Here is a 26,310-nt window from a genome sequence, read left to right on the forward strand (position 1 = left end):
TATAATAATTGGATGATAGTGAAAATAAAAATCGTGCTAAATAGTAGCAGATAATTGATATGTAACCGATTGAAGTTGGTCTACAATAGTGCATGTGACTTTCTAAGTGGTACTCAAGACTAACAGATATTTCCTAGTTTAAGTTAATGCGTTATAATGGATAATAAAAGAAAATGACTATTTGGGTATAATTTGCTCAGTAGAGTCACGCATCTTTAACTTAGGACAGACTAAAATAACGCTGTAAATATGACCAAATAGCTATTGGTAGCTGTAAAGCCAAGGGCGGTAGCGTTGTTAAAACCAATAATTCAATTGATTATTATTTCAAATGTAATTGTTTTTATTCTCATTTGAAGCGGTGGTACTTTTTTAGTACAAAACTTTATGGTGATTAAGGATATATGATGTTACTTCCCGTGATTATGGCAGGTGGAACGGGCAGTCGCCTGTGGCCAATGTCGAGAGAGCTCTATCCAAAGCAATTTTTACGCTTGCACGGGGTAAACTCGATGTTGCAGGAGACTGTAAATCGTCTAGAGGGAATTTCTGTCAGAGAACCGGTTGTCATTTGCAACGAAGAACACCGCTTCCTGGTTGCAGAACAGTTACGACAAATTAATAAACTTTCACATAATATAATATTAGAACCTATTGGCCGTAACACCGCTCCCGCCATTGCTCTAGCCGCACTAAATGCCATATCTCAAGGCGATGATCCTATAATGTTAGTATTGGCCGCCGACCATATCATCAATAACTGTGAAGCATTCCATCAAGCCATTATTAATGCTATTCCCTTCGCTAAAAAAGACTGTTTGGTGACTTTCGGTATTGTACCTACCGGCCCTGAAACAGGTTATGGCTATATCCAGCGCGGAGAGTCGACAGTCAAAGATGCTTCGGAAGCTTTTGATGTTAAAAGGTTTGTTGAGAAGCCTAATTTAGAAACTGCTGAGCAATATATCAGCTCTGGTGAGTATTATTGGAATAGTGGCATGTTTATGTTTCGTGCCAAACGGTATATTCAGGAATTAGAGAAATTCAGACCAGATATTCTTGATGCCTGCAAAGCGGCAATGAAGGACTCCGATTCAGATAAAGATTTTATCACCATTGATAAAGACCGATTCAGTGCTTGTCCCGATGAGTCGATCGATTATGCAGTAATGGAACAAACTAATAATGCGGTAGTTGTAGCATTAGATGCAGGTTGGAGTGATGTAGGTTCTTGGTCTGCACTTTGGGACGTTAGTAATAAAGATAAATCAGGTAATGCTATTACAGGTGATACCTTCCTACATGATACACAGAATTGCTATATTAATACGGATGAAAAATTAGTGGCAGCCGTAGGGGTTGATAATTTAGTTATTGTCAGTACTAAAGATGCTGTATTGGTAGTAGATAAATCTAAAGTGCAAGATGTTAAAAAAATTGTTGAGTACTTGAAACAAACAAAACGCAGTGAATACCGCCGTCACCGTGAGACTTATCGTCCTTGGGGTCGTTGCGATATCGTGGTTAATGAACAACGTTTTAATGTGAACCGGATTACAGTTAAACCCGGCGGTGCATTCTCTATGCAGATGCATCATCACCGGGCAGAGCATTGGATTGTATTATCAGGCACGGCAAAAGTGACGATTGGCGACAAAACATTTTTAATTACTGAAAATCAATCGACATTTATCCCTATTGGTTCGCTCCATATGTTGGAAAATCCAGGTAAAATTCCACTTGAGCTTATTGAAGTCCAGTCAGGTTCTTATCTGGGCGATGACGATATTATTCGAGTCAAAGACCATTATGGCCGTTGCTGATTAAGAGGAAACAATGAATACCTTAACTTGTTTTAAAGCTTATGATATCCGTGGGCAATTAGGCTCAGAACTGAATGAAGATATCGCTTACCGTATTGGTCGCGCTTTTGGCGAATATTTAAAACCAAAAACAATTGTCGTCGGTGGTGATGTGCGCTTAACCAGTGAGCCATTGAAAATGGCGTTAGCCGAAGGGCTGATGGATGCGGGCAGTGACGTATTAGATATTGGTTTGAGTGGAACAGAAGAAATCTATTTTGCTACATTTCATTTACGTATCGACGGTGGAATAGAAGTCACTGCTAGCCATAATCCAATGAATTATAATGGTATGAAACTGGTACGTGAAGATGCTAAACCGATTAGTGGCGATACGGGGCTGCGTGATATCCAAAAGCTTGCTGAAGAAAATAACTTCGCTGCACCCGAAGCGAGCAAAAGAGGGCGCTATAAAAAGGTCTCGGTTCTTAATGAGTACGTCGATCATTTGATGGGCTATATCGATTTTAAAAACTTTACCCGGCCTTTAAAATTAGTAATAAACTCCGGTAATGGCGCAGCCGGGCATATTATTGATGAAATAGAAAAACGCTTTATTGCGGCACGACTCCCTATCGAATTTGTAAAAATTCACCATCAGCCTGATGGCAATTTCCCCAATGGTATTCCTAATCCTTTGCTGCCTGAATGTCGGGCGGATACGGCAAAAGCCATTTCTGAGGCCGGTGCTGACATGGGCATAGCATTTGACGGCGATTTTGACCGCTGCTTCTTATTTGATGAAAATGCACAGTTTATTGAAGGATATTATATCGTTGGTCTATTAGCTGAAGCTTTCTTGAAAAAAGAACCAGGAGCGAAGATTATTCATGATCCTCGCTTGACCTGGAATACGATAGATATCGTTGAGAAAGCAGGCGGCATTCCTGTTATGTCAAAAACGGGGCATGCTTTTATAAAGGAAAGAATGCGCAAAGAAGATGCAATATATGGTGGAGAAATGAGTGCTCATCATTATTTCCGAGAGTTCGCTTATTGTGATAGTGGTATGATTCCTTGGTTATTGGTTATTGAGCTTCTCTCCACTGAGTTTAAGAGTTTAGCTCAATTAGTAGAAATAAGAGTTAATCAATTCCCATGCAGCGGTGAGATTAATTATAAAATAGGGAACTCGGAAGATATAATTAGAAAAATAAAGAATTTTTATATAAATGAAAATATTAATTTAAATGAAATTGATGGCGTTAGTATGGAAATGCTTAATTGGAGATTTAATATAAGAACATCAAATACTGAATCCCTATTACGATTGAATATAGAAACACGGAATGATTTAGACTTGGTTTCTAGCTGCATCGCAAAAATTGAAATGATGATAAAGGAGTAATATATGTCATCATCAATGGTCAGAATTCTTTGGGCATATAGAGGATTTGTACTTGGTAGCGTCAAACGTGAATTCCAAGCAAAGTATAGAAATTCTTTATTAGGTGCTACATGGAACGTACTGAATCCACTATCAATGATAGTGGTATATACAGTTATTTTTTCACAAGTGATGAAAGCTAAATTGCCAGGTGTTGATAGCAGTTTTGCATACAGTATTTATCTCTGCGCAGGTATTTTAACATGGGGTCTATTTTCAGAAATTGTAACTAGGGGGCAGAATGTTTTTTTAGATAATGCAAATTTATTAAAAAAAATCAGTTTCCCCCGTCTCTGTTTGCCAGTGACGATCGTTTGCAATGCTCTCTTAAATTTCATTATCGTTTTTGGATTATTCACACTGTTTCTCATCGTTAGTGGGAATTTTCCAGGTATTGTTTATATTGGGCTTATTCCCGTTCTCAGTATATTAATCCTATTCTCCATAGGATTAGGTATTACTGTTGGTATACTAAATGTATTTTTCAGAGATGTAGGCCATTTTTTTGGAATGATTATGCAATTTTGGTTTTGGTTAACCCCAATAGTATATTCAGGCGAGATACTACCAGAAAATATTAGACGTTATTTGATATTTAATCCTCTGGCTGGTGTTGTAAAATCCTGCCAAACGATACTAGTTAAAGGTGAATGGCCTGATTGGGGTTCTTTATTTCCTGCTGCATTGTCAGGATGTATATTATGCTTGTTCGGCATGCATCTATTCCGTAAACATTCTGGTGAAATGGTGGATGAACTTTAATGCATAGTGTATATGTTGAGAAGCTTGGTAAAGCTTATAAGCAATATCCAAGTCGTTGGGGACGCCTTATTGAATGGATATATCCAAATGGCAAAAAAAGGCACAATTTAAAGTGGATATTAAAAAATGTAAATTTCACCGTTGATCCGGGTGAAGCCGTGGGAATTATCGGTGTAAACGGTGCGGGGAAGAGTACTCTACTTAAAATGATTACGGGCACAACTCAACCAACTGTAGGGACAGTTTCTGTTATTGGGCGAGTTGCGGCTATGTTGGAATTAGGTATGGGGTTCCATCCTGAGTTCACTGGAAGACAAAATGTTTATATGGCAGGGCAATTGTTAGGATTAACAATTGAAGAATTAACATATTTGATGCCGGAAATTGAATCTTTTGCTGAAATTGGGAGTTATATTGACCAACCTGTCAGGGTGTATTCGAGTGGGATGCAGGTTAGACTTGCATTCAGTGTTGCAACTATCGTTAGGCCAGCGTTACTTATCGTAGATGAGGCCATGTCTGTCGGTGATGTGTATTTTCAGCAAAAATGTATAGAAAGAATTGAAAAATTCAAAAGGGAAGGAACCAGCATATTATTCGTAACACATGATTTTTCAGCTCTTCATACAATATGTGATAAGGCAATTTTACTAGCCGATGGCGAATGTCAGTTTATTGGGCGTACAGTAGATGCAGTTGAGCTATATTATGGCTATTTAAATAAGAATAAGGCTATTGCAAGTACTGAAACCGAGATAGGACAAAAATATATAGGGATAAAAAAATTTATAAAAAAAATAAGCTTAAAGAGCGAAAGTGCGAATGTTGTTAGTTGCATAGAAAATGAAACAGAGTGTTGTTTTGAAATTGAACTACAAGGACTTCATGAATTTGACTCACCACATATTGGCTTCAGAATTCAGGATCGATTAGGGCAAGTAATATATGAAACTAATACTTTCTGCCAAAAAATAAATATGCCAAGTACTTCTAATATAAATAGAGTATATTTTAAGTTTTATAATAATCTATGTCCCGGGGAATATACATTAGCGATGGGAATAGAAGCAGGTGGTCACGGTGACGGTATGTTCAATATGGTAATAGCACTAACTGAAAGAGTAACATCTTTTCAGGTTATAGATAGGCCTACAGCGAACAAGTGGGCGGGCCTTACTAACTTAAATCCAAAAATAACTGTAGAGTAGAGACATATTAATGATTTATTATGATGTAACTGATATTATTAATCATGCAAAATTCTCAACAAGAGTAAGTGGCATTCAGCGTGTTGTTCTAGAAGGGATGAAAGGACTTCAGGGGAACTTCGCTATTTTCTTTATCAGCCCAATTACAGGGAAAACTTATACAATTAAAGGATTAGACGATATAGATATTAAAGACCTTTCTGTATTTTCCAACTTATGGGTATATGCCGATATTTTTATATCAAATGATTCAAATTCAATTGCAGTATATATAGAAAAATTTAAAGACCGTAGCAATAAATTTAAAATTGTAAATTTATTATACAAAATGGCCAGGTTATCTTCTGTCACAAAAAGAATTTCAGAGCGTCTTCTTAAATCTAAAATTAGAAAAAATATACATATTGAGAAAAGACTCATTATATCCGAACTCACTTCTTTTAAAGAAAATTCTCTTGTTGCATTATTTGGTGGTGTATGGAATTTCCAAGATAAATATGAAGAATTATTCAAGGAAAGACTACAGAAAGTAGAAAAAATATTTATGGTATACGATATGATTCCTATTGTATCACTATTTGTTCCTGATGAACTTAAGGGGATGTTCAAAAAATATATTCCATTTGTTTTGGAACATGCAAATAAAATTATTGTAAATTCAGATAGTTGTAAAAAAGATTTAATTAACTATGCCATAGAAAATGGCAATAGCATACCTGAAATTGATATTATCCATCTCTCACACAAATTACCAGTAGTTGAAACTGCTCTTAATAATGCTAACCCTTCCCTTCCTCTAAGAACTCGTAAGCTAAGTCGCGAAACTTATGCGCTTTGTGTTGGCTCAATTGAGTCAAGAAAAAATCATATTAACTTAATTTTAACATGGACTAAATTCTTCAATAGTGAAGAATATGCAAATCAGAAACTTGTAATTGTAGGGAAATGGTTATGGGATACGGCTGAGCTAAATGCCGCCTTAACTTACACCGGACATGTTAGCGGTAGTATTATTGTGATACCTGATGCAAGCGATGAAGAAATTGCAGAGTTATATAAAAATTGTCGATTTACAGTTTATCCATCTCATTATGAGGGCTGGGGGCTACCTCTGGGAGAATCATTAACAGCGGGAAAACCTTGTTTGCATTTTGATACATCTTCATTAACTGAAGCAGGTTATGGTTTAACAACAGCGGTAGAATATCTAGATTATAAAACTTTCAACCAGCAGTTTAAAGAAATAATGACTAATGACAGCTATTATGAGAAATTAGTCAAGAAAATAAATGATAATAAGCATATTCTTCGAGATTGGACTAATTTCTCCTCAGATCTTCACGAGATGTTTATAAGAAAAATATAGGTTCTATATGTGTAAAAATCTATGGATAGGAAATAACCCACCAATTGGCTTTGTCGGATTAGACCCAATCTGTATCGACGGAAGTGGTTCTCTTAATAGTATAGAGCATTTTGGAAAGTATACTGAGATTCAATTTGCGCAATTTGCAATATCATCCTTTAGAAATTGGCCTATTATCTTGGATTATATTTTCAGGTTTACAAATGGAGAATGTTTATTTGAGATAAGATTTAATTCAATAGATAAATATTTTTCAATTCCTAAATTCTATAGGCTTATATATTTATTTTCAAACGGAAGTATTAATTTCTTATCAATAAGAAACTACGAAGATAAACCCGGAGAGTACGTCATTCGATTTACAGCTACGAGACGGTCTTTTAACAATGACCCCGGCTGGAGTTTTGGTATTCTTTGGGATGGTAAAAATGAAAGTTACTTAAGGAGTTTTATTGAAAGTATAGAGTCTCAGACTGAGCATAATAATGCATATGAAATAATTGTTTGTGGTCCCGAGATTATCAATAGCTATAAGACAGAAATTAGATTTATTGAAAGTGATGATGTTAGTGAACTTTACTCAAATATCTCAAGAAAAAAGAATAAAATAATAAAGTCTGCACGTTATAACAATATTTGTATTACTCATAATAGATATGAATTAGCCAGTAATTTCATTAAGTCATTTGAATCGATTAAATATGAATATGATGTTTGTATTATTCCCCAAAAGTTAAAAAATACCGACGTCAGAGTTCCCGACTGGGTTAGCCAAGCATCAGACCAAAAATTGACATCTAACTATTTGATTGACTATGGGGAATATTCTCCATATCAATATATTCCAGGCGGATTAGTCATTTCTAAACGAGATATTCTATTGGCAAATCCTTTCAATGAGTTAGCTACTTGGGACATGGCTGAAGATATAGAGTTGTCGCAGAGACTAACAAATCTTGGATATCAGTTTAAACTGAATAAGAAAACTCATGCAAATGTTTTATCTCTTAGAAAGGAGATCCTAGATGATTTCAAAGTGGCAAACATTGATAGATTCTACGAAAACATTGACTTATTCAGTATCGAAAATAGAGTCACTGAAGGTAAGAATTTAAAAAAATATTTTTTCCTAGCTGTTAACTTATTTAAAAATGATCCAAAATTACTATTAAAAGTAATATTGAAGCGAATGGGATTTAGAAATGAAAGTGAATGATATTATTATCGATATAGGTGCTAATTATGGAGGTTTTTCTTTAGAAATTGCCAAGAGAAACCCGAACAAGATAGTCTATGCTATTGAAGCTGAGCTGTCTTTAGCCCAAATATTGGAGTCTGAGGCAAGTAAGAAAAAACTTAATAATCATATAGTAGAAAATATTGCTATCAGTGATACTGAAGGCATTGCTGATTTTTTTATATCGGAACTTGGTGACCATGGCACCTCCAGTTTATTGAAGTTTTCGAAAGAAAATATTATTAATGATGAATATTGGGCTGGAAGACAGGATCTTCAACATACGAAGAAGACTACAGTTCATACAAAACGTTTAGATAGCTTTCTAGATACCATTATATTCAATGAAATTGACTTTATTAAGATTGATATACAAGGTTTTGATTTAATCGCCTTAAAATCAGCAGGTAAATATTTATCTAGGATAAAAGCAGGTATGCTTGAGATGCCTGCTATTTGTGAAAAGTCTTTATATGAAGATAACTATGATGACTTGAGAGTTGCACTAAATTATCTGCATGATAATAATTTCATTGTATATGCTATTAAACCAAATGATGAGGCATCGAATGAATTTAATATATTCTTTTTTCGTAATGGAGAGAGTAAAGAAAAAATAGAATGTGATTTAAATATTAAGAATTTTTTATACTATGATGGTAAAAACTATTGGCATGCACCTTCTCATAAACTTGAAAACCCAGAGCAACACATTATTAACCTTAACATGACCCTCGAGCAAGAAAAGAAGAAGTATGATGATTTAAAATGTCAATTTAATAAAGAAAAAGAAAATAATAACAAATTAAATGAAAAGCTAAATAATATTAAAAGTTCATTTTTATTAAAAGTTCTATCTAAATTAGGTTTTTTTAAAAATATCTGAGGTTATCATGCTAAATATAGTTATTCCGATGGCAGGTGCTGGTAGTCGTTTTGCAAATGCAGGATTTGTAGATCCGAAGCCTTTAATTTCTGTAAATGGTATCCCTATGATACAGTTAGTAATTAAAAATCTAACTCCCAAGGAAAAGCATAGATTTATTTTCATTGTTCAATCCGAACATGAGAGAAAGTATAGCCTTAGAGAAAAATTATCTGAATGGGCACCTAATTGTATTGTTATTGAAACTAATGGCGTCACTGAGGGGGCTGCTTGTACGGTTCTTTTGGCAAAGAATTATATTAATAATGATGATTCTCTGATGATTGCGAATAGTGATCAATATATTGATTGCAACATTAACTCTTATTTACATGAGCTTGAAAAAGAAGCTATAACTGGACTTATTATGACGATGAAAGCAAATGATCCAAAATGGTCATTTGTCGGTGTTGATAATAATAACAAAGTAACCAAAGTAGTTGAAAAAGAAGTTATATCTGATGAGGCAACAGTAGGCATATATAACTTTAAGCGCGGTTTTGATTTTGTTGCTTCAGCAGAAAGTATGATTTTAGCTAATGAACGTGTTAACAATGAGTTTTACGTAGCACCTGCGTATAATTATTTAATAGAGTTAGGTCATGATATAGGAATATATAATGTTGGTTCAGAAGCTAATGGTATGTATGGTTTGGGAACCCCGGCTGATTTAGATATTTTTTTAAAGTTGCCAGTTTCACTCAAAGCAATAAAAGGACTATAACATGAGAATTATAAGCCATAGAGGCTATTGGCGTAATTCGGCTGAAAAAAATTCGATAATTGCTTTCGAACGCTCTTTCGATCTTGGCTATGGCATAGAGACAGATATTAGAGATTTAAATAGGACCTTAGTAATATCACATGATATGCCCTCTGGTGATGAATTAACGTTAAAAGAATTAATTAAAATTATGGGAGGCCGTAATCTTCCATTGGCTTTAAACATTAAATCTGACGGACTCGTTGACCAAATAAGTCAAATCATCAAAGAAGAGAAATTATCAAATTCATTTGTATTCGATATGTCGGTACCAGATCAATTCTCTTATATTAATGATGGTAATCTGTCTGTTTTTACTCGAATGAGTGAATATGAAAAAAAACCAGCATTTTATAAAAAAAGCGAAGGGGTATGGTTAGATGCATTTCATAGTACTTGGTATAATATGGAACTAATTTCTAATCTACTTAAAGATAATAAGCAGGTTTGCATTGTATCTCCAGAGTTACATAAGCGTGATGATTATAAAATTCTTTGGAGTGAACTTAACGCATCCGGAATTTCGAAAAGTGACCGTGTTATTTTATGTACTGATTTTCCAGAAGAAGCGACACACATCTTCAAGGAGGATATATGATCAAGGCAATTATTTTTGATATGGATGGTGTTCTTATTGAAGCAAAAGAATGGCATTATGAGGCGTTGAATCAATCATTAAATCTATTCGGTTTCAATATTGAACGTTATGATCATCTGACTAAATTTGACGGTTTACCGACAAAAGATAAACTAAAAATACTCAGTGCTGAGTATTCATTACCTGTGGAATTGCACTCTTTCATTAATGAAATGAAGCAGCAATATACGATGGAAATAGTACACACCAAATGTAAACCTTCATTTATTCATGAATATGCACTTTCACAACTAAAGCAGCAAGGTTATAAACTAGGTGTTGCATCTAATTCAGTTAGAGATAGTGTCATTACTATGATGGAGAAGGCCTCGCTAACAAGCTATCTTGATATTATTCTTTCTAATCAGGATGTTAAAAACGGAAAGCCTAATTCGGAAATATATGATAAAGCTATTGCAATGCTTGGTTTTTCTCCTAAAGAATGTGTCATCGTTGAAGATAATGAAAATGGAATTAAAGCCGCACAGGCTTCTGGGGCACATGTTTTAGTGGTTAATGATGTAACTGATGTCAATTATACAAATATTAAAGGATTCATTGACCGTTTAAATAAAGGAAATGAACTGTGAATATACTGATCCTTGCTGCTGGAGATAACTATATTGATCCAGATGATAAAAATTATCCATTGTGTCTCTCAGAAATAAATGGAATTCCATTAATTCAGAGAGTCACCGAGCAAATTTCATTCAATGACGGAGGGAACGTTTATTTATTTCAAGATAAGTATATTAAAAAATACCATCTGGATGATATAGTGAGATTAATCTCTGATAAAAAATCTAAAGTTTTCCCTGTGCCTGATAATACCGCTGGTGCTGCATGTACAGCATTATTAGGAACAGTTAGCCTACCCCAATCAGAGCCTCTGCTTATTATTAGTGGAAATCAGTTTATCGATATAGATATCAAGGTTTTTGTCGATGAAATGAATAAAAATAATTACGATGCAGGTACCATTATTTTTGATTCTATACACCCGCGGTACTCTTACGTAATACTAAATGATGAAAAACTTGTTATTGAAGCATCGGAAAAAAAACCAATAAGCAAGAATGCCACTGCCGGCACTTATTGGTTCAAGAGAACATCAGATTTCATTGATGCTGTTAAGGATATGATTCGAAAAGATGCAAAAGTTGATGGGAGTTTCTACATATGCCCATCCTTTAACGAATTAGTATTAAAAGGATTACGTATTGGTGTTGTTAGGATAAACCCTGAACAATATCACCCATTTAAATCAATTAGACAAATCGAGATGACATAGCCAGGCGGTTAGATGGAAATCCACAATATCAATGATATGGTAGGCGGTTGGTTCGTAGGAGCTTTTTCACCAAGTGTATTTCACACCGAGGGTTGTGAAATTGCAGTAAAACGATATAAAAAAGGAGCCTGCGAAGACGAACATTTTCATAAAATTGCCACTGAGATAACTTGTGTTATAAGTGGCAAGATCATGATGTGCGGTCAGGAATGGACAGAAGGAGATATAATTGTATTATCGCCTGGAGAAAGTACGAATTTTCAAGCTCTAACGGATGCTGTCAATGTTGTAGTCAAACTTCCTGGAGCATTGGATGATAAGTATTTTTTGACTAAATAAATTCTTTCGAAAACTATTACGATGTAGAAATTTATTCAAATCTATCAAGGTGTGTGATTTATATAGATAATCACATCTTCCAAATATGTAGGCATAGACTAATAATGAAAACTGCAGTAATTACTGGTATTACAGGACAAGATGGTGCATATCTGGCTGAATTATTACTTGAGAAAGGCTATAAAGTTTATGGGACCTACCGCCGTACAAGTTCTGTTAACTTTTGGCGTATCGAAGAGTTAGGCATTGATAAACATCCTAATTTGCATTTGGTTGAATATGATCTTACCGATCTCTCTGCCAGCATTCGCTTGTTACAAACTACGCAAGCTACTGAAGTGTATAATCTGGCGGCGCAAAGTTTTGTCGGTGTTTCTTTTGACCAACCAGCAACAACGGCGGAAATTACCGGTATTGGTCCACTGCACTTACTAGAAGCTATTCGTATTGTTAACACTAAAATTCGTTTTTACCAAGCTTCTACCTCTGAAATGTTTGGTAAAGTCCAGGCTATACCACAAGTTGAGGACACACCGTTCTACCCACGTAGCCCTTATGGTGTCGCTAAATTGTACGCGCACTGGATGACAATCAACTATCGTGAAAGTTACGGTATTTTTGGTTGCAGCGGCATTCTGTTTAATCATGAGTCGCCACTGCGCGGCCGTGAATTTGTGACTCGTAAAATTACTGACTCAGTTGCAAAAATTAAATTAGGCAAACTGGATATTCTCGAATTAGGGAATATGGATGCTAAACGTGACTGGGGTTTTGCCAAGGAATATGTAGAAGGTATGTGGCGTATGCTGCAAGCAGATGTCCCTGATACTTTTGTTTTGGCTACTAACCGTACAGAAACGGTACGTGATTTTGTTTCCATGGCTTTCAAGGCTGCTGGTTTTAATTTGCGCTTTGAAGGCAAGGATGAGAATGAAATTGGGATTGATGTCGCCACAGGGAAAACTTTAGTTAAAGTTAATCCTAAGTTCTACCGCCCGGCAGAAGTTGAACTGCTAATTGGTAACCCGCAAAAAGCTAAAGATGTGCTGGGCTGGGAGCCAAAAACAACTTTAGAAGAACTTTGCCTGATGATGGTTGAAGAAGATCTTCGCCGTAATCAACAAGGTTTCTCATTCTGATGGTAATGAATGGCAAGCGTGCCTTGATCACCGGTATTCAAGGATTTACGGGCCATTACATGGCAGCGGAGTTATCTGCTGCCGGTTACCGGGTATTTGGTTTAGGCTCACAGCCATCAAATGAGCCAGATTATTATCAAGTAGATTTGCTCGATGCCAACGGGCTTATTTCTGTCGTTGAGCAGGTGAGACCACATCTTGTTATTCACCTCGCTGCAATTGCATTTGTCGGTCACGGTGATCCTGCCGCTTTTTATGATGTCAACGTTGTTGGCACCAGGAATTTATTAGTCGCGTTGAGTCAGGTTGCCGATACTGTAGACGCAGTTTTACTTGCCAGTAGTGCTAATGTTTATGGTAATACACAAGCTGGCATGTTGAGTGAAACCGCTGTAGTAAACCCTGCAAATGATTACGCTGTCAGCAAGTTAGCCATGGAGTATATGGCTAAGTTATGGTCTGAAAAATTGCCCATTATCATTGTTCGTCCTTTTAACTATACCGGTGTTGGGCAATCAGATAATTTCTTACTCCCTAAAATAGTTTCTCACTTCAAACGTAAAGCTGATGAAATAGAGTTAGGGAATTTAGATGTATGGCGCGATTTTACGGATGTTAGAGCATTAGCAAAAGCATATTTAGGCCTACTAATAACTAAACCCATTGGCGAGATTGTTAACGTCTGTTCTGGTAGAACCTATTCATTACGTGAAGTCATTAGCCTATGCGAAGAAATAACTTCACATAGGCTATCTATTCATGTTAATCCAGCCTTTGTTCGTGCGAATGAAGTAAAAACGTTATGTGGTGACTCGAGAAAATTGCAAAGTATTGTTAATGGCTGGAATACACCGCCATTAGAACAAACACTGCGCTGGATGCTGGAAAATAAATAATGAGAGTGGTTTTTTCTACTGACTCTATTAAATACCCACTGACGGGTATTGGTCGCTATACCTATGAGTTAGCACGACAGTTGCAAAGCAGTGATGATATCTCAGAACTCTTGTTTTTGCAGGGTAGAAAAATATCTCGTGATTTACCTACTGTTAAGGCTGAGTCGAATGCTGCTTCAGGGTTGAAAAATGCGGTTAAAAACAATGCAATTGCGAGTGAGCTGCATCGACTTTTAGTTCCGTGGCTAAAAAGTTTGGCATTAGGGCCGTATAAGAATTTTATTTATCATAGCCCTAATTTTTTTTTACCGCCACGAGTTGATAATGCTGTTGCAACTTTCCATGATCTCTCGATTTTTAAATGGCCCCAATGTCACCCTATAAATCGTGTGCGATACATGCAAAAAGAGTTATTACTCACCTTAAAAAGGGCGAAAGTCTTAATTACCGATTCTGAGTTTACCCGCACTGAACTTGCTGATTATTTTAATTATCCTATAGAACAAATAGTTTCAGCCCCACTAGCTAGTAGTGATGAGTTTTATCCGCGCGAGTATACATCTCTACAAAGTTTAATGACGCGATTGGGCTTGGTGGCGGGGCAGTACGCATTATTTACTGGTACTATTGAACCAAGAAAAAATATTTCAACCTTGCTTGATGCTTATGAGAGAATGCCTTTAGAGCTTCGAACTCGATTTCCATTAGTAATTTGTGGTTTTTCTGGTTGGAATAGCGAGTCCTTGCATCGTCGTTTTGAAAAAGCTGCTCAGCAAGGTTGGCTATTATACCTTGGCTATTTAAGCTCTAATGATCTTCCTTTGCTTTTCTCTGGTGCTAGGACGTTTTTATTTCCTTCGCTGTATGAGGGGTTTGGCTTGCCGGTTCTTGAGGCTATGGCGTCAGGTGTTCCTGTTGTCTGCTCAAATGCTGCTTCATTACCTGAGGTTTTAGGTGAGTCGGGTTTGATGTGTGAGGCTTTGGATGTTGAGGGATTGACTACTGCTATCATTAAAAGCCTGGAAGATGAAGATTGGCGGACCACCGCAATAGCAGCTGGTCTCGTCAGGGCTAATACCTTCTCCTGGAAGCGATGTGCTCAGGCAACAATTAAAGCCTATAAGCAGGTGTAATAATATAATGCTAAAAGTACTGCATTTTTATAAAACATATTATCCAGATTCTTTCGGCGGTGTTGAGCAAGTTATTTTTCAATTATGTGAAGGTGGGGGAAGTCGTGATATTGACTCGACAGTACTTTCTTTAAGTAAACGTGGCAGTATTATAAATAAAAAAATAGGATCACATACAGTATACTGTTCACCAGTGAATTTTGAAGCAGCGTCAACACCATTTTCATTTCAAGCGCTTAAAGATTTTAAAGAACTGGCTAATCAGGCGGATGTAATCCACTACCATTTCCCATTTCCTTTTATGGATATGGTTCACTTTCTATCTGGTATTAATAAGCCTACAGTTGTTAGTTATCATTCGGATATTGTTAAGCAAAAAAATATTTTAAGAATATATGCACCGTTAATGAATCGATTTCTTGGTAGTGTTTCGCGGATTGTTGCTGCATCGCCAAATTATGTTGCTACTAGTATAACTTTAAAAAAATTCGCTCATAAAGTGAGTGTTATTCCTTATGGTCTTGATGAGAACTCTTATCCGACGCCAACATTAGAACGTCTGGAGTTATGGAAAAATAAATTTGGTTTGCGTTTTTTCCTGTTTGTGGGTGCCTTTCGTTATTATAAAGGCCTGCATATTCTTATCAAGGCAGCTCAAAACTCAACTTACCCGATTGTTATTGTTGGGGCTGGGCCTATCGAGTCGGAACTGAAAAAACAGGTAGAAGAGTTAAAAATTGAGAATATCCATTTTCTTGGCGCTGTATCCGATGAAGATAAAGCAGCACTTTTGACTCTCTGTTATGCAGTAGTTTTCCCATCTCATTTACGTTCTGAGGCTTTCGGCATCACTTTATTAGAAGGCGCTATGTATGGTAAGCCTCTAATCTCAAGTGAAATCGGAACAGGAACAACATTTATAAATGTTGATCAACAGACTGGAATAGTTGTTCCTCCATCGGATCCTGCTGCATTGAGAATTGCTATGGATAAATTATGGGATAATGTTGAGCTGTCAGAAAAATTTGGTCACAATGCTAGAAGTCGTTATTTAGACAATTTCACCTCTGACAAAATGGTTTCAAGCTATATTGATTTATATAATGAAATTATTGACAACTAATTGTTAATTTTAGCACTCATACTATTGTATAAAATTTATTTTTATTAATAGCCTGACATTCATTCAACTTCCTGTTCATGACACTGGATGAAATATTTGCTGATATTTTAAGAATGTTATCAGGAACATTCTGATGTAAACTTTTACCTAGATAAATGAATAATGAACAACTCGAGCTTATTTTTTCTTAATCCACAGAATTAATCTAACCAGATTTAGCTGTTTAAAGTTGAAGAGGTCATAGCAATGAAGTCTTTGAAAGCAGTCATTCCGGTTGCCGGGCTTGGCACTCGGATGTTACCAGCGACTAAAGCAATTCCGAAGGAAATGCTGCCAGTAGTTGATAAACCCCTGATTCAATATATCGTGGATGAATGTGTTGCTGCCGGGGTCAAAGAGATCGTGTTGGTGAGTCACTCTTCCAAGAATGCAATAGAAAACCATTTTGATACATCGTTTGAACTTGAAGCGGCCTTGGAATCTCGGGTTAAGCGGCAGTTATTAAAAGAGATTAAGAATATTTGCCCGCCAGATGTCACTATCATGCAAGTGCGTCAAGGTCACGCCAAAGGGCTAGGACATGCGGTACTGTGTGCTCAACCGATGGTGGGTGATAATCCCTTTATTGTATTGCTGCCAGATGTGTTACTCGATGATTCAACGGCTGATTTGTCGAAAGAGAACCTTGCCAGCATGATCAAACGTTTTGAAGAAACCGGGCGTAGCCAGATCATGGTGGAACCGGTGCCTCAAGCAGATGTGTCCAAATACGGTATTGCTGATTGCGGCCATGTCGATTTAGCGCCGGGTGAAAGTACCCTTATGACTGCGGTGGTAGAGAAGCCTTCTGTGGCTGATGCGCCGTCTAATTTGGCTGTAGTGGGCCGCTATGTTTTGTCCAAAGATATTTGGCCGCTGCTGAAGAAAACTCCGCGCGGTGCTGGTGATGAAATTCAACTGACTGATGCTATCGCGATGTTAATGGAACAAGAGCCGGTTGAAGCTTTCCATATGACGGGTAAATCTCACGATTGTGGCGATAAATTAGGCTATATGAAAGCCTTTGTGACTTATGGTGTTCGTCATAATACCGAAGGTGAAAAATTTACTGCCTGGCTGAAAAAACAAATCAATTAACATTGGTTTAGCAGCTAAAAATAGAATAATTCTAAATTCGAAAGAGAAATCAGTAGGTTAATTATGACCAAATTGAAAGCAGTGATCCCTGTAGCCGGTTTAGGTATGAGAATGCTGCCAGCGACGAAAGCCATTCCGAAAGAAATGCTGCCAATTGTTGATAAGCCATTAATCCAATATGTGGTTAACGAATGTGTTGCTGCTGGTATCAAAGAAATCATTTTGATAACTCATTCATCAAAGAATGCGGTAGAAAACCATTTCGATACCTCTTATGAACTGGAAGCTATGTTGGAGGCGCGAGTTAAGCGCCAGCTATTGGATGAAGTGCAATCTATCTGCCCTCCGGGTGTAACGATTATGCATATTCGCCAAGGGCATGCTGAAGGATTGGGTCATGCTGTGCTATGTGCCAAGCCACTGGTGGGCAATGAGCCATTCGCGGTGTTGCTGCCGGATGTATTGATTGATGATGCCAAATCAGATCTGACTAAGGATAATTTGGCTCAATTGGTTAAACGCTTTGATGAAACCGGTGTCAGTCAGGTATTGGTACACTCGGTCGAGCCAGAGGCATTATCTAATTACTCGGTGATTTCTTGCGAAAAATCCGATTTGGCACCGGGTGAAAGTAGCCGTATTAAAGCCATGGTCGAGAAACCACAAAGTCCAGTTGACGTACAGTCAAACCTGTCTGCCGTTGGGCGCTATGTTCTGTCTGCTGATATTTGGCCACTGTTGGAACAAACCAAGCCAGGTGCCTGGGGCCGAATTCAACTGACTGACGCCATTGATGCATTGACGGAGAATGCGCCAGTGGATGCTGTAGCCTTGACCGGGCAATCCTATAACTGCGGTGAGAAACTCGGTTATATGCAGGCATATGTCGCTTATGGCCTGCGTCATCCGCAGCAAGGTGCAGAGTTTAAAGCCTGGCTGAAAGAATTTATGTCCTAACCAACGGTTAGATAAATGAAAAGCAATCCATGTGGTTGCTTTTTTTTTGTATAAATTGGCACGATAAATAAATCAGGTTGGCCGTTATCTCTGATAAAGCAAACGTGTGCGAACAGCAACTGGTCAGTTGTGCTATCTATCGCACCAATCACTACCCAGCTGACATAATCCTGAGTTAACATGTTTCCCACAGCAAAAACCTGTTGGCCTCAAGGCCGGTAACAGGTGTCATCTCTCAGACAGGAGTTTTTTAATGTCCAAACAACAGATTGGCGTTGTCGGTATGGCGGTGATGGGCCGTAACCTGGCGCTCAACATCGAAAGCCGTGGCTATTCCGTTTCTATCTTTAACCGTTCATCAGATAAAACCGACGAAGTCGTGGCCGAAAATCCAGGTAAAAATCTGGTGCCGAGTTATACCGCGGAAGAATTTGTTGATTCACTGGAAAAACCGCGTCGTATCCTGCTGATGGTGAAAGCGGGTGAAGCCACTGATAAGACTATCGCTTCACTAACGCCACACTTGGATATTGGTGACATTCTGATTGATGGTGGTAATACTTATTACAAAGACACCATTCGCCGTAACCGCGAACTTTCTGCGCAAGGCTTCAACTTTATCGGTACGGGTGTTTCCGGTGGCGAAGAGGGTGCATTGAAAGGCCCATCCATCATGCCTGGTGGGCAGAAAGAAGCCTACGAGCTGGTAGCCCCCATTCTTGAAAAAATTGCTGCCCGCGCTGATGATGGCGATGCTTGTGTTGCTTATATCGGTGCAGATGGTGCTGGCCATTACGTTAAAATGGTTCACAACGGCATCGAATACGGCGACATGCAGTTGATCGCAGAAGCGTACTCTCTGTTGAAACAGTCTTTGGGCTTGAGCAACGAAGAACTAGCAAGCACCTTTGCTGAGTGGAACAAAGGCGAGCTGAATAGCTACCTAATTGATATCACTAAAGATATCTTCACCAAAAAAGACGAAGCCGGTAAATATCTGGTTGACGTTATTTTGGATGAAGCCGCGAACAAAGGTACCGGTAAATGGACTAGCCAAAGTTCTCTGGACTTAGGCGAGCCATTAACATTGATCACTGAATCTGTGTTTGCCCGCTATTTGTCTTCTCTGAAAGATCAACGCGTTGCAGCCTCTAAAGTGTTAACTGGCCCTACAGTGAAACCTTTCGAGGGTGATAAAGCTGAATTTATCGAGAAAATCCGTCGTGCATTGTACTTGGGTAAAATCGTGTCCTATGCGCAAGGTTTCTCTCAGTTGAAAGCCGCTTCTGAAGAAAATAACTGGGATCTGCATTACGGTGAAATCGCTAAGATTTTCCGTGCTGGTTGCATCATCCGCGCTCAGTTCCTGCAAAAAATTACAGATGCGTATGCCGAAAATGCTGATATTGCGAACCTGCTGTTAGCACCTTACTTCAAGCAAATCGCTGATGAATACCAACAAGCATTGCGTGATGTGGTGTCTTACGCTGTTCAAAACGGTATCCCAACACCGACGTTCTCTGCGGCGATTAACTACTACGATAGCTACCGTTCAGCCGTGCTGCCAGCCAACCTGATTCAGGCGCAGCGCGATTATTTTGGTGCGCATACTTACAAACGTACTGATAAAGAAGGTGTGTTCCATACCGAGTGGATGGAATAATCCATTTAACGGATTACGCTTTGTCTTGATTTTTTGGCAAAGATGATTCGATGACTTAAAACAGGTGGAATGCTCAGAAGAGTAAAGCGTCCGCGCCAGGACGGCGCGGCTCGAGCCTCCAGGGACGGAGTAATGGCGTCTTTACGATCTGAGTGTTTCTCCTGTCTTACTGCGGGCAATTAAAACTTCAGTATTTGATATTTGCCTTAATAAAAACGCCCTCGATGCTGAGTTGAGGGCGTTTTTTGCTGATAAGAAAGGCAATCAGGTAATTACTTCTCGTGACGTTCGCGCAGGCGACCTATCACTTTACTCAGATCCAAGTCCTGATCCTGCAATAACACCAGCAAGTGATACATCAGATCTGATGCTTCATTTGTTAGCTCTTCGCGGTCATTCACTGTCGCGGCGAGGGCAGTTTCTACCCCTTCTTCGCCCACTTTCTGCGCGATACGTTTAGTCCCGCTGGCATACAGTTTTGCAGTATAAGAACTGGCTGGATCTGCTGATTTACGTGAGGCTAATAACTGTTCTAGTTGATACAAGAAGCCCCAGTCGCTGGCAGCCGGTGCAAAGCAACTATTATTGCCTAAATGACAGGTTGGGCCGATAGGATTGACCAGAATCAGCAGAGTATCATTGTCGCAGTCTGGGTAGATATTAACGACATTGAGGAAATGGCCAGAGCTTTCGCCTTTGGTCCATAAACGCTGTTTAGTGCGAGAGAAAAAAGTGACTTTGCCGGTTTCTTCTGTCACTGCCAGCGCTTCTTTGTTCATGTACCCCATCATCAGAACTTCACCCGATACGGCATGTTGAACGATGGCTGGCATCAGATTGTCGACTTTTTCCCAATCCAGTTGGTTAATTTGTTGTTCGCTTAACACACTCTTATCTCCACGCCTTGTTCAGACAAATACTTTTTCAATTCGCCGATATTAATGATTTGCTTATGGAACACAGAGGCGGCTAGTGCGCCATCGACATCCGCATCTCGGAATGCTTCCAGGAAGTGCTCTGGTGTTCCGGCACCGCCAGAGGCGATAAGCGGAACATGGCAGATGGCGCGCATCTGTTTCAATTGGCGCAAATCATAGCCGTTACGCACGCCATCTTGATTCATCATATTTAGCACAATCTCACCGGCTCCGCGTAACTGGACTTCTTTTATCCAATCTTCGGTCTGCCAGGTGGTGGCTTTGGTCCGTTTTTCATCGCCGGTAAATTGATAAACCTGATAACTGTCACTTTCCTCGTCATACCAGGTATCAATACCCACCACGATGCATTGTACGCCATAGCGGTCAGCCAGGCGGGTAATTAACGTCGGATCAGCCAGTGCGGGTGAGTTGACAGAGATTTTGTCTGCTCCGAAAGTTAGGATTTGACCGGCATCTTCCACACTCTTAATGCCACCTGCGACGCAAAACGGAATATCAATCACTTCCGCAACTCGTGATACCCAACTTTTATCAACAACCCGTCCATCAGAGGAGGCAGTGATATCGTAAAATACCAGCTCATCAGCGCCTTCCTGTGCGTAGCGCTGTGCCAACGGCACGATATCACCAATGATTTCATGATTGCGGAACTGGACGCCTTTAACCACTTGGCCGTCTTTTACATCCAGACAAGGAATTAACCGTTTTGCCAGCATGCAATCGCCTCCTTCACGTTAAATTTGCCGTCCAAGAGTGCACGGCCGACAATCACACCTTGCACACCGCTGCTGCGCAAACGGGCAATATCATCCAGACAACCAATGCCGCCAGAGGCCTGGAATGCCACTTGTGGGTAGCGCTGGCACACTTCCTGATACAGCTCGACATTCGAGCCACTCAAGGTACCATCACGGGAGATATCCGTGCATAGCACATGCTTTAGGCCGAAAGGCAGATATTGTTCGACAATCTGCTCCAGTGTGGTGTTGGAGTTTTCCTGCCAGCCACTGATCGCCACTTCTTTGCGGCCCGCATCATTAATGCGCACATCCAGCGCTAATACAATGGCTTCAGCACCGTAGCGCTCAAACCATTGTTGCACCATTTCCGGCTGTTTAACGGCGGTTGAGCCAACGACAACTCGTGTTGCGCCAGCTTCCAGCAGTGCGACAACATCTTGCTCATTACGGATGCCACCGCCAACTTGCACCGGGACATCAACACCGGCCAGTAGCTCACGCAATAGCGGGATCTGGCGGGCGGCGGGATCTTTAGCGCCGGTCAAATCGACCAGATGTAATACTTGAGCACCTTGCTGCTGATAATCCTGCAAGCGCGGCAAAGGGTGATTGCCATAATCGCGCTGTTGGCCGTAATCGCCCTGATGCAAACGCACCACTTTGCCTTCGATCAAATCCAAAGCGGGAATAATCATGGTGCTTACATCTCCAGAAAGTTTTTCAGCAATTGGGCTCCAGCCGCTCCGGAGCGTTCCGGATGAAACTGCACGCCAAAGAAGTTGTCTTTTTCGACTGCGGCGGTAAACGGCTCGCCGTAATTGGCTTGGGCGATAGTATTTGGGCATATTGGCATTGCATATCCGTGCACAAAGTAGAAATAAGTTCCGTCTGGGATAGCACGGAACAGATGATTGCCCGCCTGAGGCGTAATCTGATTCCAACCCATATGCGGCAGTGGCAAACCAAAGTCCATCATCTGTTTTACCGGCGTATCAATAATACCAAGCGTTTCAATACCGCCGCTCTCTTCACTGCTGGTTGCCAGTAATTGCATTCCGAGGCAGATACCTAACACCGGTTGGGTGCAGCTCTTGATAAGCTCAATAAGATCGCGTTGCTTCAACTGATCCATCGCCGCGTGAGCTGTGCCCACACCGGGTAAAAACAGCTTATCGGCGCGCAGAACGATTTCCGGGTCACGGCTGATAACCGGTGCATAACCTAAACGCTGCACCGCGTAGGTGACAGAGGAGAGGTTGGCGCAACCCGTATCCAGAATCACCACATTCATCAAAGCACCCCTTTGGAACTTGGCAGGGTATTACCCTCAACACGGATTGCCTGACGTAAGGTACGGCCAAACACTTTAAACAGACTTTCTACCCGGTGGTGATCGTTGCGGCCTTTGGTTTTCAGGTGCAGGGTGCAGGCCATAGCATAAGAGAGGGAGCGGAAGAAATGCTCGACCATCTCAGTGCTCAGGTCGCCGACGCGCTGATAGTTAAACTCCGCTTTATATTCCAAATGTGGTCGACCGGAAATATCCAGTGCGCAGCGAGCCAGGCATTCATCCATTGGCAGTACAAAACCAAAACGGCCAATACCGCGTTTGTCGCCCAAGGCGTTGTTAATCGCCTCGCCCAGGGCCAGTGCGGTATCTTCTACGGTGTGGTGATCATCGATATAGAGGTCGCCACTGACCTGGATATCCATGCGGAAGCCGCCGTGAGTCGCGATTTGGTCCAACATATGGTCGAAGAAACCGACGCCGGTTTTTATTTTGCTACCGCCTTCGCGATCCAGCCAGACATCGACATCAATAGCAGTTTCTTTCGTGACGCGGTTAACGTGAGCATGGCGATCACGCAGGGTCAGTTGCCTGGCAATTTGTGACCAATTCAAGCCATCGCGCTGATAACGCAAGCCACTGATGCCCATATTTTGCGCCAGTTGTAGGTCAGTCTCGCGGTCGCCGATAACATAGCTGTTGGCACTATTCATTACGCCTTCGGCCAAATAGCTTTCAACTAAGGCGGTTTTGGGTTTACGGCAAGCGCAGTTGTCCGCCGGTAAGTGTGGGCAAATCAAAACCTGCTCAAAATTGATCCCCTGAGAGCTAAAAATCTGCATCATCAGGTTATGGGGAGGATCAAACGTTTCCTGTGGGAAACTGTGGGTACCCAAGCCATCTTGATTGGTTATCATCACCAAACGATAATCCGCTTTTTGCAGTGCCAGCAAGGCCGGGATCACTTCTGGCTCCAGCGCCAGTTTGTCCAGCCGGTCAACCTGAAAGTCTTCCGGTGGCTCAGCAATCAGGGTGCCGTCTCTGTCAATAAAAAGAAATTTCTGGCTCATATCGTTTCCTTACGCAGGCTGGAGGTATTAGTGCTATTGGGGCTATTGATACCGGGCAGGGGAGCAAGGGCGGCAATCACTCGCTCACACTCCTGACGGGTGCCTACCGTAATGCGCAGGCAGTTGGATAACCCAGGTTGCTTATTTTGGTCACGCAGGATGATGCCTTGGTCCCACAGTGTTTTGAATACATTGCTGGCGGCGGTAAAACGGGCCAGTAAATAGTTACTTTCACTGGTAAATACCTGCTCAACACAGGCACAGTCTTGCAGCGCGCTTTGTAACCATGCGCGGTTAGTTCGTACTTCGTTTACCCGCTGGCGCATTTGCTCAAGACCTTGTGGGCTGAGCGCTTGTGCAGCAATATCGGCCACCGGTGTAGACAACGGATAGGGCGCGATCACTTTCAGCAACAATTGGATGATATCGCTGTTGGCCAAGGTAAAGCCACAACGTAAACCGGCCAATGCAAAAGCTTTCGATAAGGTGCGCAAAATGACTAAATTCGGATAATCTTTTAGCCAACCGCTTACCGAGGCCTGTGGACAGAACTCGATATAGGCTTCATCGATAGCCACAATAGCGCGGCCTTGTGCCAACTCCAGTACTTCGCGCAAATCAGCCGGGTTGATCAAATTACCGGTTGGGTTATTCGGGCTGCAAATATAGATCAGTTTCACCCGGTCCAGATTGGCTTTAATCGCCGGTAAATCTAGCTGCCAATCCGCTTTCGTTTGTACGGTGCGCAATTCAACACCAAAGGTTTCGGCGCTGACGGCATACATACCATAGGTCGGTGGGCAGAACAGAATGGCATCCTGACCCGGCTCGCAGAAGGCGCGGATTAGCAGCTCAATCCCTTCATCAGCCCCACGGCTGACCAGGACGTGATCCGTTGCTAAACCGGCATAAGCAGCGTAACGCTCGATAACCAGTTTAGGCTGGCATTCAGGGTAGCGGTTGAAGGTCTGCGCCGTTAGTTGATATTCCGTCGCTAATGGATATTCATTGGCATTGAGCCATACATCGCCATTACCGCCCAGACGGCGGGCAGACATATAAGGGGTCAGGGCACGGACATTGGCGCGGGCCAACTCAGTGACATTGGCAGATTGACTCATGCTTGTTCCTTTTTGGCGGCGGTCAGGGCAGCGACACGTAGGGTAACGGCGTTTTTGTGGGCGGTCAGTTGTTCAGCCTGAGCCAGCGTTTCAATGGTTGATGCCAGACCCAGCAAGCCTTGCGGGGTTAGTTGCTGCACGGTCATGCGCTTAACAAAATCAGCCAGTCCCAAACTGGAATAGGTTGAGGTGTAACCATAAGTCGGTAATACGTGATTGGTGCCAGAGGCATAGTCACCCGCTGATTCTGGCGACCAGTCACCCATAAACACTGAGCCGGCATTATCAATCTTATCGATAATATCTTCCGGCTGGCGTATTTGCAGAATCAAGTGCTCTGGCCCGTATTGATTACTGATATCAATACATTGCTGCAAGTCTTTGGTGATGATCAAACGGCTACTTTCCAGTGCCTGACGGGCAATGTCAGCGCGCGACAACTGCTGAAGTTGTTGCTCAACTTCGACTGCAACGGCCTGAGCAATCGCGGCATCGGGTGTCAGTAAGACCACTTGTGAGTCTGGCCCGTGCTCGGCCTGAGACAGCAAGTCTGAGGCGATAAACGCCGGTGTCGCGCCGCTGTCAGCGATAACCAATACTTCAGATGGGCCGGCTGGCATATCGATCGCTGCACCATCCAGACGCTGGCTGACCTGACGTTTTGCTTCTGTGACGTAAGCATTGCCCGGCCCAAAGATTTTATTCACTTTCGGCACTGATTCGCTGCCAAATGCCATTGCAGCAATCGCCTGCGCGCCACCAATTTGGAACACTTCCTGAATACCGCACAATTGCGCGGCATACAGAATTTCATCAGCAATAGGCGGAGGAGAACATAAAATAACGCGCTGGCAACCGGCAATGCGCGCTGGGGTGCCGAGCATCAATACGGTAGACAGTAGCGGAGCAGTACCGCCGGGAATATACAGGCCGACGGAAGCAATCGGGCGGGTGATTTGCTGGCAACGCACGCCCGGTTGAGTTTCAATATCCACCACTGGCATTTTCTGCGCGTTGTGGAAGATTTCAATATTACGTACCGCTTGCGCCATAGCTTGCTTGATGTCGTCATTCAAGCGCCCGGCAGCAGCGGCTATTTCATCGCGACTGATGCGAATATCAGCCACCTGCACGGTATCAAAGCGTTGGCTAAAATCACGCAAGGCGCTGTCGCCCTCGGCTTTCACCCGGTCAAGGATTTCACTGACGGTTGCGGTGATTCGCTCAGAAGCATTAATAGCCGGGCGGCTCAACAGCGCTTTTTGCTGCTCTTCGCTGCATTGCTGCCAGTCGATTAGGGTATTGAAATTCGTCGGCTGCATTCC

At 41.1% G+C, this 26,310-nt stretch carries 26 protein-coding genes; 19 read left to right on the forward strand and 7 right to left on the reverse strand.

What is annotated here, in order from left to right; all coding sequences use genetic code 11:
- The first annotated feature begins 407 nt into the window (after nucleotides 1-407).
- The 19 genes from AT01_RS19545 to gndA all read left to right on the forward strand — a co-directional run bounded on the left by AT01_RS19545 (nucleotide 408) and on the right by gndA (nucleotide 19,825).
- On the forward strand, nucleotides 408-1,823 hold the full coding sequence (locus AT01_RS19545; RefSeq protein WP_042548333.1) for a mannose-1-phosphate guanylyltransferase/mannose-6-phosphate isomerase: 1,416 nt from the start codon (nucleotides 408-410) through the stop codon (nucleotides 1,821-1,823).
- A gap of 13 nt (nucleotides 1,824-1,836) precedes the next feature.
- Nucleotides 1,837-3,210 carry a phosphohexomutase domain-containing protein gene (locus AT01_RS19550; RefSeq protein WP_042548334.1) on the forward strand — a complete coding sequence of 458 codons (1,374 nt, stop codon included), beginning with the start codon at nucleotides 1,837-1,839 and terminating at the stop codon, nucleotides 3,208-3,210.
- A 15-nt stretch (nucleotides 3,211-3,225) separates the two neighbouring features.
- Nucleotides 3,226-4,011: an ABC transporter permease gene (locus tag AT01_RS19555; RefSeq protein ID WP_167335179.1), complete on the forward strand. Its 786-nt coding sequence runs from the start codon at nucleotides 3,226-3,228 to the stop codon at nucleotides 4,009-4,011.
- Nucleotides 4,011-5,219, forward strand: coding sequence for an ABC transporter ATP-binding protein (locus AT01_RS22515; protein WP_042548336.1), 1,209 nt, complete (start codon nucleotides 4,011-4,013; stop codon nucleotides 5,217-5,219). Before AT01_RS19555 ends, AT01_RS22515 begins: the two co-directional genes overlap by 1 nt.
- Before the next feature lie 10 nt (nucleotides 5,220-5,229).
- Nucleotides 5,230-6,585, forward strand: coding sequence for a glycosyltransferase (locus AT01_RS19565; protein WP_042548337.1), 1,356 nt, complete (start codon nucleotides 5,230-5,232; stop codon nucleotides 6,583-6,585).
- A gap of 7 nt (nucleotides 6,586-6,592) precedes the next feature.
- Entirely contained in the window at nucleotides 6,593-7,801 is a 1,209-nt protein-coding gene (locus AT01_RS19570) for a hypothetical protein (RefSeq protein ID WP_042548338.1), read from the forward strand.
- Nucleotides 7,788-8,708 carry an FkbM family methyltransferase gene (locus AT01_RS19575; RefSeq protein ID WP_042548339.1) on the forward strand — a complete coding sequence of 307 codons (921 nt, stop codon included), beginning with the start codon at nucleotides 7,788-7,790 and terminating at the stop codon, nucleotides 8,706-8,708. The genes AT01_RS19570 and AT01_RS19575 overlap by 14 nt, the downstream gene beginning before the upstream one ends.
- A gap of 7 nt (nucleotides 8,709-8,715) precedes the next feature.
- Nucleotides 8,716-9,471: a glycosyltransferase family 2 protein gene (locus AT01_RS19580; protein ID WP_042548340.1), complete on the forward strand. Its 756-nt coding sequence runs from the start codon at nucleotides 8,716-8,718 to the stop codon at nucleotides 9,469-9,471.
- A 1-nt stretch (nucleotide 9,472) separates the two neighbouring features.
- Nucleotides 9,473-10,108 (forward strand): PI-PLC domain-containing protein, encoded by a 636-nt coding sequence (locus AT01_RS19585; protein WP_042548341.1) that lies wholly within the window; start codon nucleotides 9,473-9,475, stop codon nucleotides 10,106-10,108.
- Nucleotides 10,105-10,737: an HAD family hydrolase gene (locus AT01_RS19590; RefSeq protein ID WP_042548342.1), complete on the forward strand. Its 633-nt coding sequence runs from the start codon at nucleotides 10,105-10,107 to the stop codon at nucleotides 10,735-10,737. Before AT01_RS19585 ends, AT01_RS19590 begins: the two co-directional genes overlap by 4 nt.
- Nucleotides 10,734-11,438: a sugar phosphate nucleotidyltransferase gene (locus tag AT01_RS19595; protein ID WP_042548343.1), complete on the forward strand. Its 705-nt coding sequence runs from the start codon at nucleotides 10,734-10,736 to the stop codon at nucleotides 11,436-11,438. The genes AT01_RS19590 and AT01_RS19595 overlap by 4 nt, the downstream gene beginning before the upstream one ends.
- A 12-nt stretch (nucleotides 11,439-11,450) precedes the next feature.
- Complete coding sequence (locus AT01_RS19600) at nucleotides 11,451-11,777, forward strand: hypothetical protein (RefSeq protein WP_042548344.1); 327 nt, start codon at nucleotides 11,451-11,453, stop codon at nucleotides 11,775-11,777.
- Between the two features lie 104 nt (nucleotides 11,778-11,881).
- Nucleotides 11,882-12,916 (forward strand): GDP-mannose 4,6-dehydratase, encoded by a 1,035-nt coding sequence (gene gmd, locus AT01_RS19605; RefSeq protein WP_042548345.1) that lies wholly within the window; start codon nucleotides 11,882-11,884, stop codon nucleotides 12,914-12,916.
- A 5-nt stretch (nucleotides 12,917-12,921) separates the two neighbouring features.
- Nucleotides 12,922-13,812, forward strand: a complete 891-nt coding sequence (locus AT01_RS19610) for a GDP-mannose 4,6-dehydratase (RefSeq protein WP_390169969.1) — start codon at nucleotides 12,922-12,924, stop codon at nucleotides 13,810-13,812.
- Nucleotides 13,812-14,945, forward strand: a complete 1,134-nt coding sequence (locus AT01_RS19615; RefSeq protein ID WP_042548347.1) for a glycosyltransferase family 4 protein — start codon at nucleotides 13,812-13,814, stop codon at nucleotides 14,943-14,945. Before AT01_RS19610 ends, AT01_RS19615 begins: the two co-directional genes overlap by 1 nt.
- Before the next feature lie 7 nt (nucleotides 14,946-14,952).
- Nucleotides 14,953-16,068, forward strand: coding sequence for a glycosyltransferase family 4 protein (locus AT01_RS19620; protein WP_042548348.1), 1,116 nt, complete (start codon nucleotides 14,953-14,955; stop codon nucleotides 16,066-16,068).
- 246 nt (nucleotides 16,069-16,314) lie between these two features.
- Nucleotides 16,315-17,205, forward strand: coding sequence for a UTP--glucose-1-phosphate uridylyltransferase GalU (gene galU, locus AT01_RS19625; RefSeq protein ID WP_042548349.1), 891 nt, complete (start codon nucleotides 16,315-16,317; stop codon nucleotides 17,203-17,205).
- 63 nt (nucleotides 17,206-17,268) lie between these two features.
- On the forward strand, nucleotides 17,269-18,162 hold the full coding sequence (galU, locus tag AT01_RS19630) for a UTP--glucose-1-phosphate uridylyltransferase GalU (protein WP_042548350.1): 894 nt from the start codon (nucleotides 17,269-17,271) through the stop codon (nucleotides 18,160-18,162).
- A gap of 253 nt (nucleotides 18,163-18,415) precedes the next feature.
- Nucleotides 18,416-19,825, forward strand: coding sequence for an NADP-dependent phosphogluconate dehydrogenase (gene gndA / locus AT01_RS19640; RefSeq protein ID WP_042548352.1), 1,410 nt, complete (start codon nucleotides 18,416-18,418; stop codon nucleotides 19,823-19,825).
- Nucleotides 19,826-20,097: 272 nt separating this feature from the next.
- Here gndA and hisIE read toward each other — a convergent pair whose 3' ends face one another.
- Genes hisIE through hisD form a run of 7 tightly spaced genes read right to left on the reverse strand, consistent with a single transcriptional unit; the run spans nucleotide 20,098 to nucleotide 26,307 of the window.
- Nucleotides 20,098-20,712 carry a bifunctional phosphoribosyl-AMP cyclohydrolase/phosphoribosyl-ATP diphosphatase HisIE gene (gene hisIE, locus AT01_RS19645; protein ID WP_019081014.1) on the reverse strand — a complete coding sequence of 205 codons (615 nt, stop codon included), beginning with the start codon at nucleotides 20,710-20,712 and terminating at the stop codon, nucleotides 20,098-20,100.
- Complete coding sequence (gene hisF, locus AT01_RS19650) at nucleotides 20,706-21,482, reverse strand: imidazole glycerol phosphate synthase subunit HisF (protein ID WP_042548353.1); 777 nt, start codon at nucleotides 21,480-21,482, stop codon at nucleotides 20,706-20,708. The genes hisIE and hisF overlap by 7 nt, the downstream gene beginning before the upstream one ends.
- Nucleotides 21,464-22,201: a 1-(5-phosphoribosyl)-5-[(5-phosphoribosylamino)methylideneamino]imidazole-4-carboxamide isomerase gene (gene hisA, locus AT01_RS19655; RefSeq protein WP_042548354.1), complete on the reverse strand. Its 738-nt coding sequence runs from the start codon at nucleotides 22,199-22,201 to the stop codon at nucleotides 21,464-21,466. Before hisA ends, hisF begins: the two co-directional genes overlap by 19 nt.
- A 5-nt stretch (nucleotides 22,202-22,206) precedes the next feature.
- Nucleotides 22,207-22,797: an imidazole glycerol phosphate synthase subunit HisH gene (hisH, locus tag AT01_RS19660; RefSeq protein WP_042548355.1), complete on the reverse strand. Its 591-nt coding sequence runs from the start codon at nucleotides 22,795-22,797 to the stop codon at nucleotides 22,207-22,209.
- On the reverse strand, nucleotides 22,797-23,864 hold the full coding sequence (gene hisB, locus AT01_RS19665; protein ID WP_042548356.1) for a bifunctional histidinol-phosphatase/imidazoleglycerol-phosphate dehydratase HisB: 1,068 nt from the start codon (nucleotides 23,862-23,864) through the stop codon (nucleotides 22,797-22,799). The genes hisH and hisB overlap by 1 nt, the downstream gene beginning before the upstream one ends.
- Entirely contained in the window at nucleotides 23,861-24,985 is a 1,125-nt protein-coding gene (gene hisC, locus AT01_RS19670) for a histidinol-phosphate transaminase (RefSeq protein ID WP_042548357.1), read from the reverse strand. The genes hisB and hisC overlap by 4 nt, the downstream gene beginning before the upstream one ends.
- A complete protein-coding gene (hisD, locus tag AT01_RS19675) occupies nucleotides 24,982-26,307 on the reverse strand; it encodes a histidinol dehydrogenase (protein ID WP_042548358.1) in 1,326 nt (441 codons plus the stop codon). The genes hisC and hisD overlap by 4 nt, the downstream gene beginning before the upstream one ends.
- Nucleotides 26,308-26,310: the final 3 nt, after the last annotated feature.

It is taken from the genome of Yersinia aldovae 670-83 (genome assembly GCF_000834395.1).
Lineage (GTDB): Bacteria > Pseudomonadota > Gammaproteobacteria > Enterobacterales > Enterobacteriaceae > Yersinia > Yersinia aldovae.

What these genes read in the sequence shown, in the direction of transcription:
- AT01_RS19585 (WP_042548341.1), top strand. Translation starts at nt 9,473, where the DNA reads ATGAGAATTATAAGCCATAGAGGCTATTGGCGTAATTCGGCTGAAAAA.
- AT01_RS19600 (WP_042548344.1), top strand. Translation starts at nt 11,451, where the DNA reads ATGGAAATCCACAATATCAATGATATGGTAGGCGGTTGGTTCGTAGGA.
- AT01_RS22515 (WP_042548336.1), top strand. Translation starts at nt 4,011, where the DNA reads ATGCATAGTGTATATGTTGAGAAGCTTGGTAAAGCTTATAAGCAATAT.
- hisH (WP_042548355.1), bottom strand. Translation starts at nt 22,797, where the DNA reads ATGAATGTGGTGATTCTGGATACGGGTTGCGCCAACCTCTCCTCTGTC.
- AT01_RS19565 (WP_042548337.1), top strand. Translation starts at nt 5,230, where the DNA reads ATGATTTATTATGATGTAACTGATATTATTAATCATGCAAAATTCTCA.
- hisA (WP_042548354.1), bottom strand. Translation starts at nt 22,201, where the DNA reads ATGATTATTCCCGCTTTGGATTTGATCGAAGGCAAAGTGGTGCGTTTG.
- AT01_RS19545 (WP_042548333.1), top strand. Translation starts at nt 408, where the DNA reads ATGTTACTTCCCGTGATTATGGCAGGTGGAACGGGCAGTCGCCTGTGG.
- AT01_RS19550 (WP_042548334.1), top strand. Translation starts at nt 1,837, where the DNA reads ATGAATACCTTAACTTGTTTTAAAGCTTATGATATCCGTGGGCAATTA.
- gndA (WP_042548352.1), top strand. Translation starts at nt 18,416, where the DNA reads ATGTCCAAACAACAGATTGGCGTTGTCGGTATGGCGGTGATGGGCCGT.
- AT01_RS19555 (WP_167335179.1), top strand. Translation starts at nt 3,226, where the DNA reads ATGGTCAGAATTCTTTGGGCATATAGAGGATTTGTACTTGGTAGCGTC.
- hisB (WP_042548356.1), bottom strand. Translation starts at nt 23,864, where the DNA reads ATGAGCCAGAAATTTCTTTTTATTGACAGAGACGGCACCCTGATTGCT.
- AT01_RS19575 (WP_042548339.1), top strand. Translation starts at nt 7,788, where the DNA reads ATGAAAGTGAATGATATTATTATCGATATAGGTGCTAATTATGGAGGT.
- hisD (WP_042548358.1), bottom strand. Translation starts at nt 26,307, where the DNA reads ATGCAGCCGACGAATTTCAATACCCTAATCGACTGGCAGCAATGCAGC.
- AT01_RS19580 (WP_042548340.1), top strand. Translation starts at nt 8,716, where the DNA reads ATGCTAAATATAGTTATTCCGATGGCAGGTGCTGGTAGTCGTTTTGCA.
- galU (WP_042548350.1), top strand. Translation starts at nt 17,269, where the DNA reads ATGACCAAATTGAAAGCAGTGATCCCTGTAGCCGGTTTAGGTATGAGA.
- gmd (WP_042548345.1), top strand. Translation starts at nt 11,882, where the DNA reads ATGAAAACTGCAGTAATTACTGGTATTACAGGACAAGATGGTGCATAT.
- AT01_RS19620 (WP_042548348.1), top strand. Translation starts at nt 14,953, where the DNA reads ATGCTAAAAGTACTGCATTTTTATAAAACATATTATCCAGATTCTTTC.
- AT01_RS19570 (WP_042548338.1), top strand. Translation starts at nt 6,593, where the DNA reads ATGTGTAAAAATCTATGGATAGGAAATAACCCACCAATTGGCTTTGTC.
- hisC (WP_042548357.1), bottom strand. Translation starts at nt 24,985, where the DNA reads ATGAGTCAATCTGCCAATGTCACTGAGTTGGCCCGCGCCAATGTCCGT.
- AT01_RS19590 (WP_042548342.1), top strand. Translation starts at nt 10,105, where the DNA reads ATGATCAAGGCAATTATTTTTGATATGGATGGTGTTCTTATTGAAGCA.
- AT01_RS19615 (WP_042548347.1), top strand. Translation starts at nt 13,812, where the DNA reads ATGAGAGTGGTTTTTTCTACTGACTCTATTAAATACCCACTGACGGGT.
- AT01_RS19610 (WP_390169969.1), top strand. Translation starts at nt 12,922, where the DNA reads ATGAATGGCAAGCGTGCCTTGATCACCGGTATTCAAGGATTTACGGGC.
- galU (WP_042548349.1), top strand. Translation starts at nt 16,315, where the DNA reads ATGAAGTCTTTGAAAGCAGTCATTCCGGTTGCCGGGCTTGGCACTCGG.
- hisF (WP_042548353.1), bottom strand. Translation starts at nt 21,482, where the DNA reads ATGCTGGCAAAACGGTTAATTCCTTGTCTGGATGTAAAAGACGGCCAA.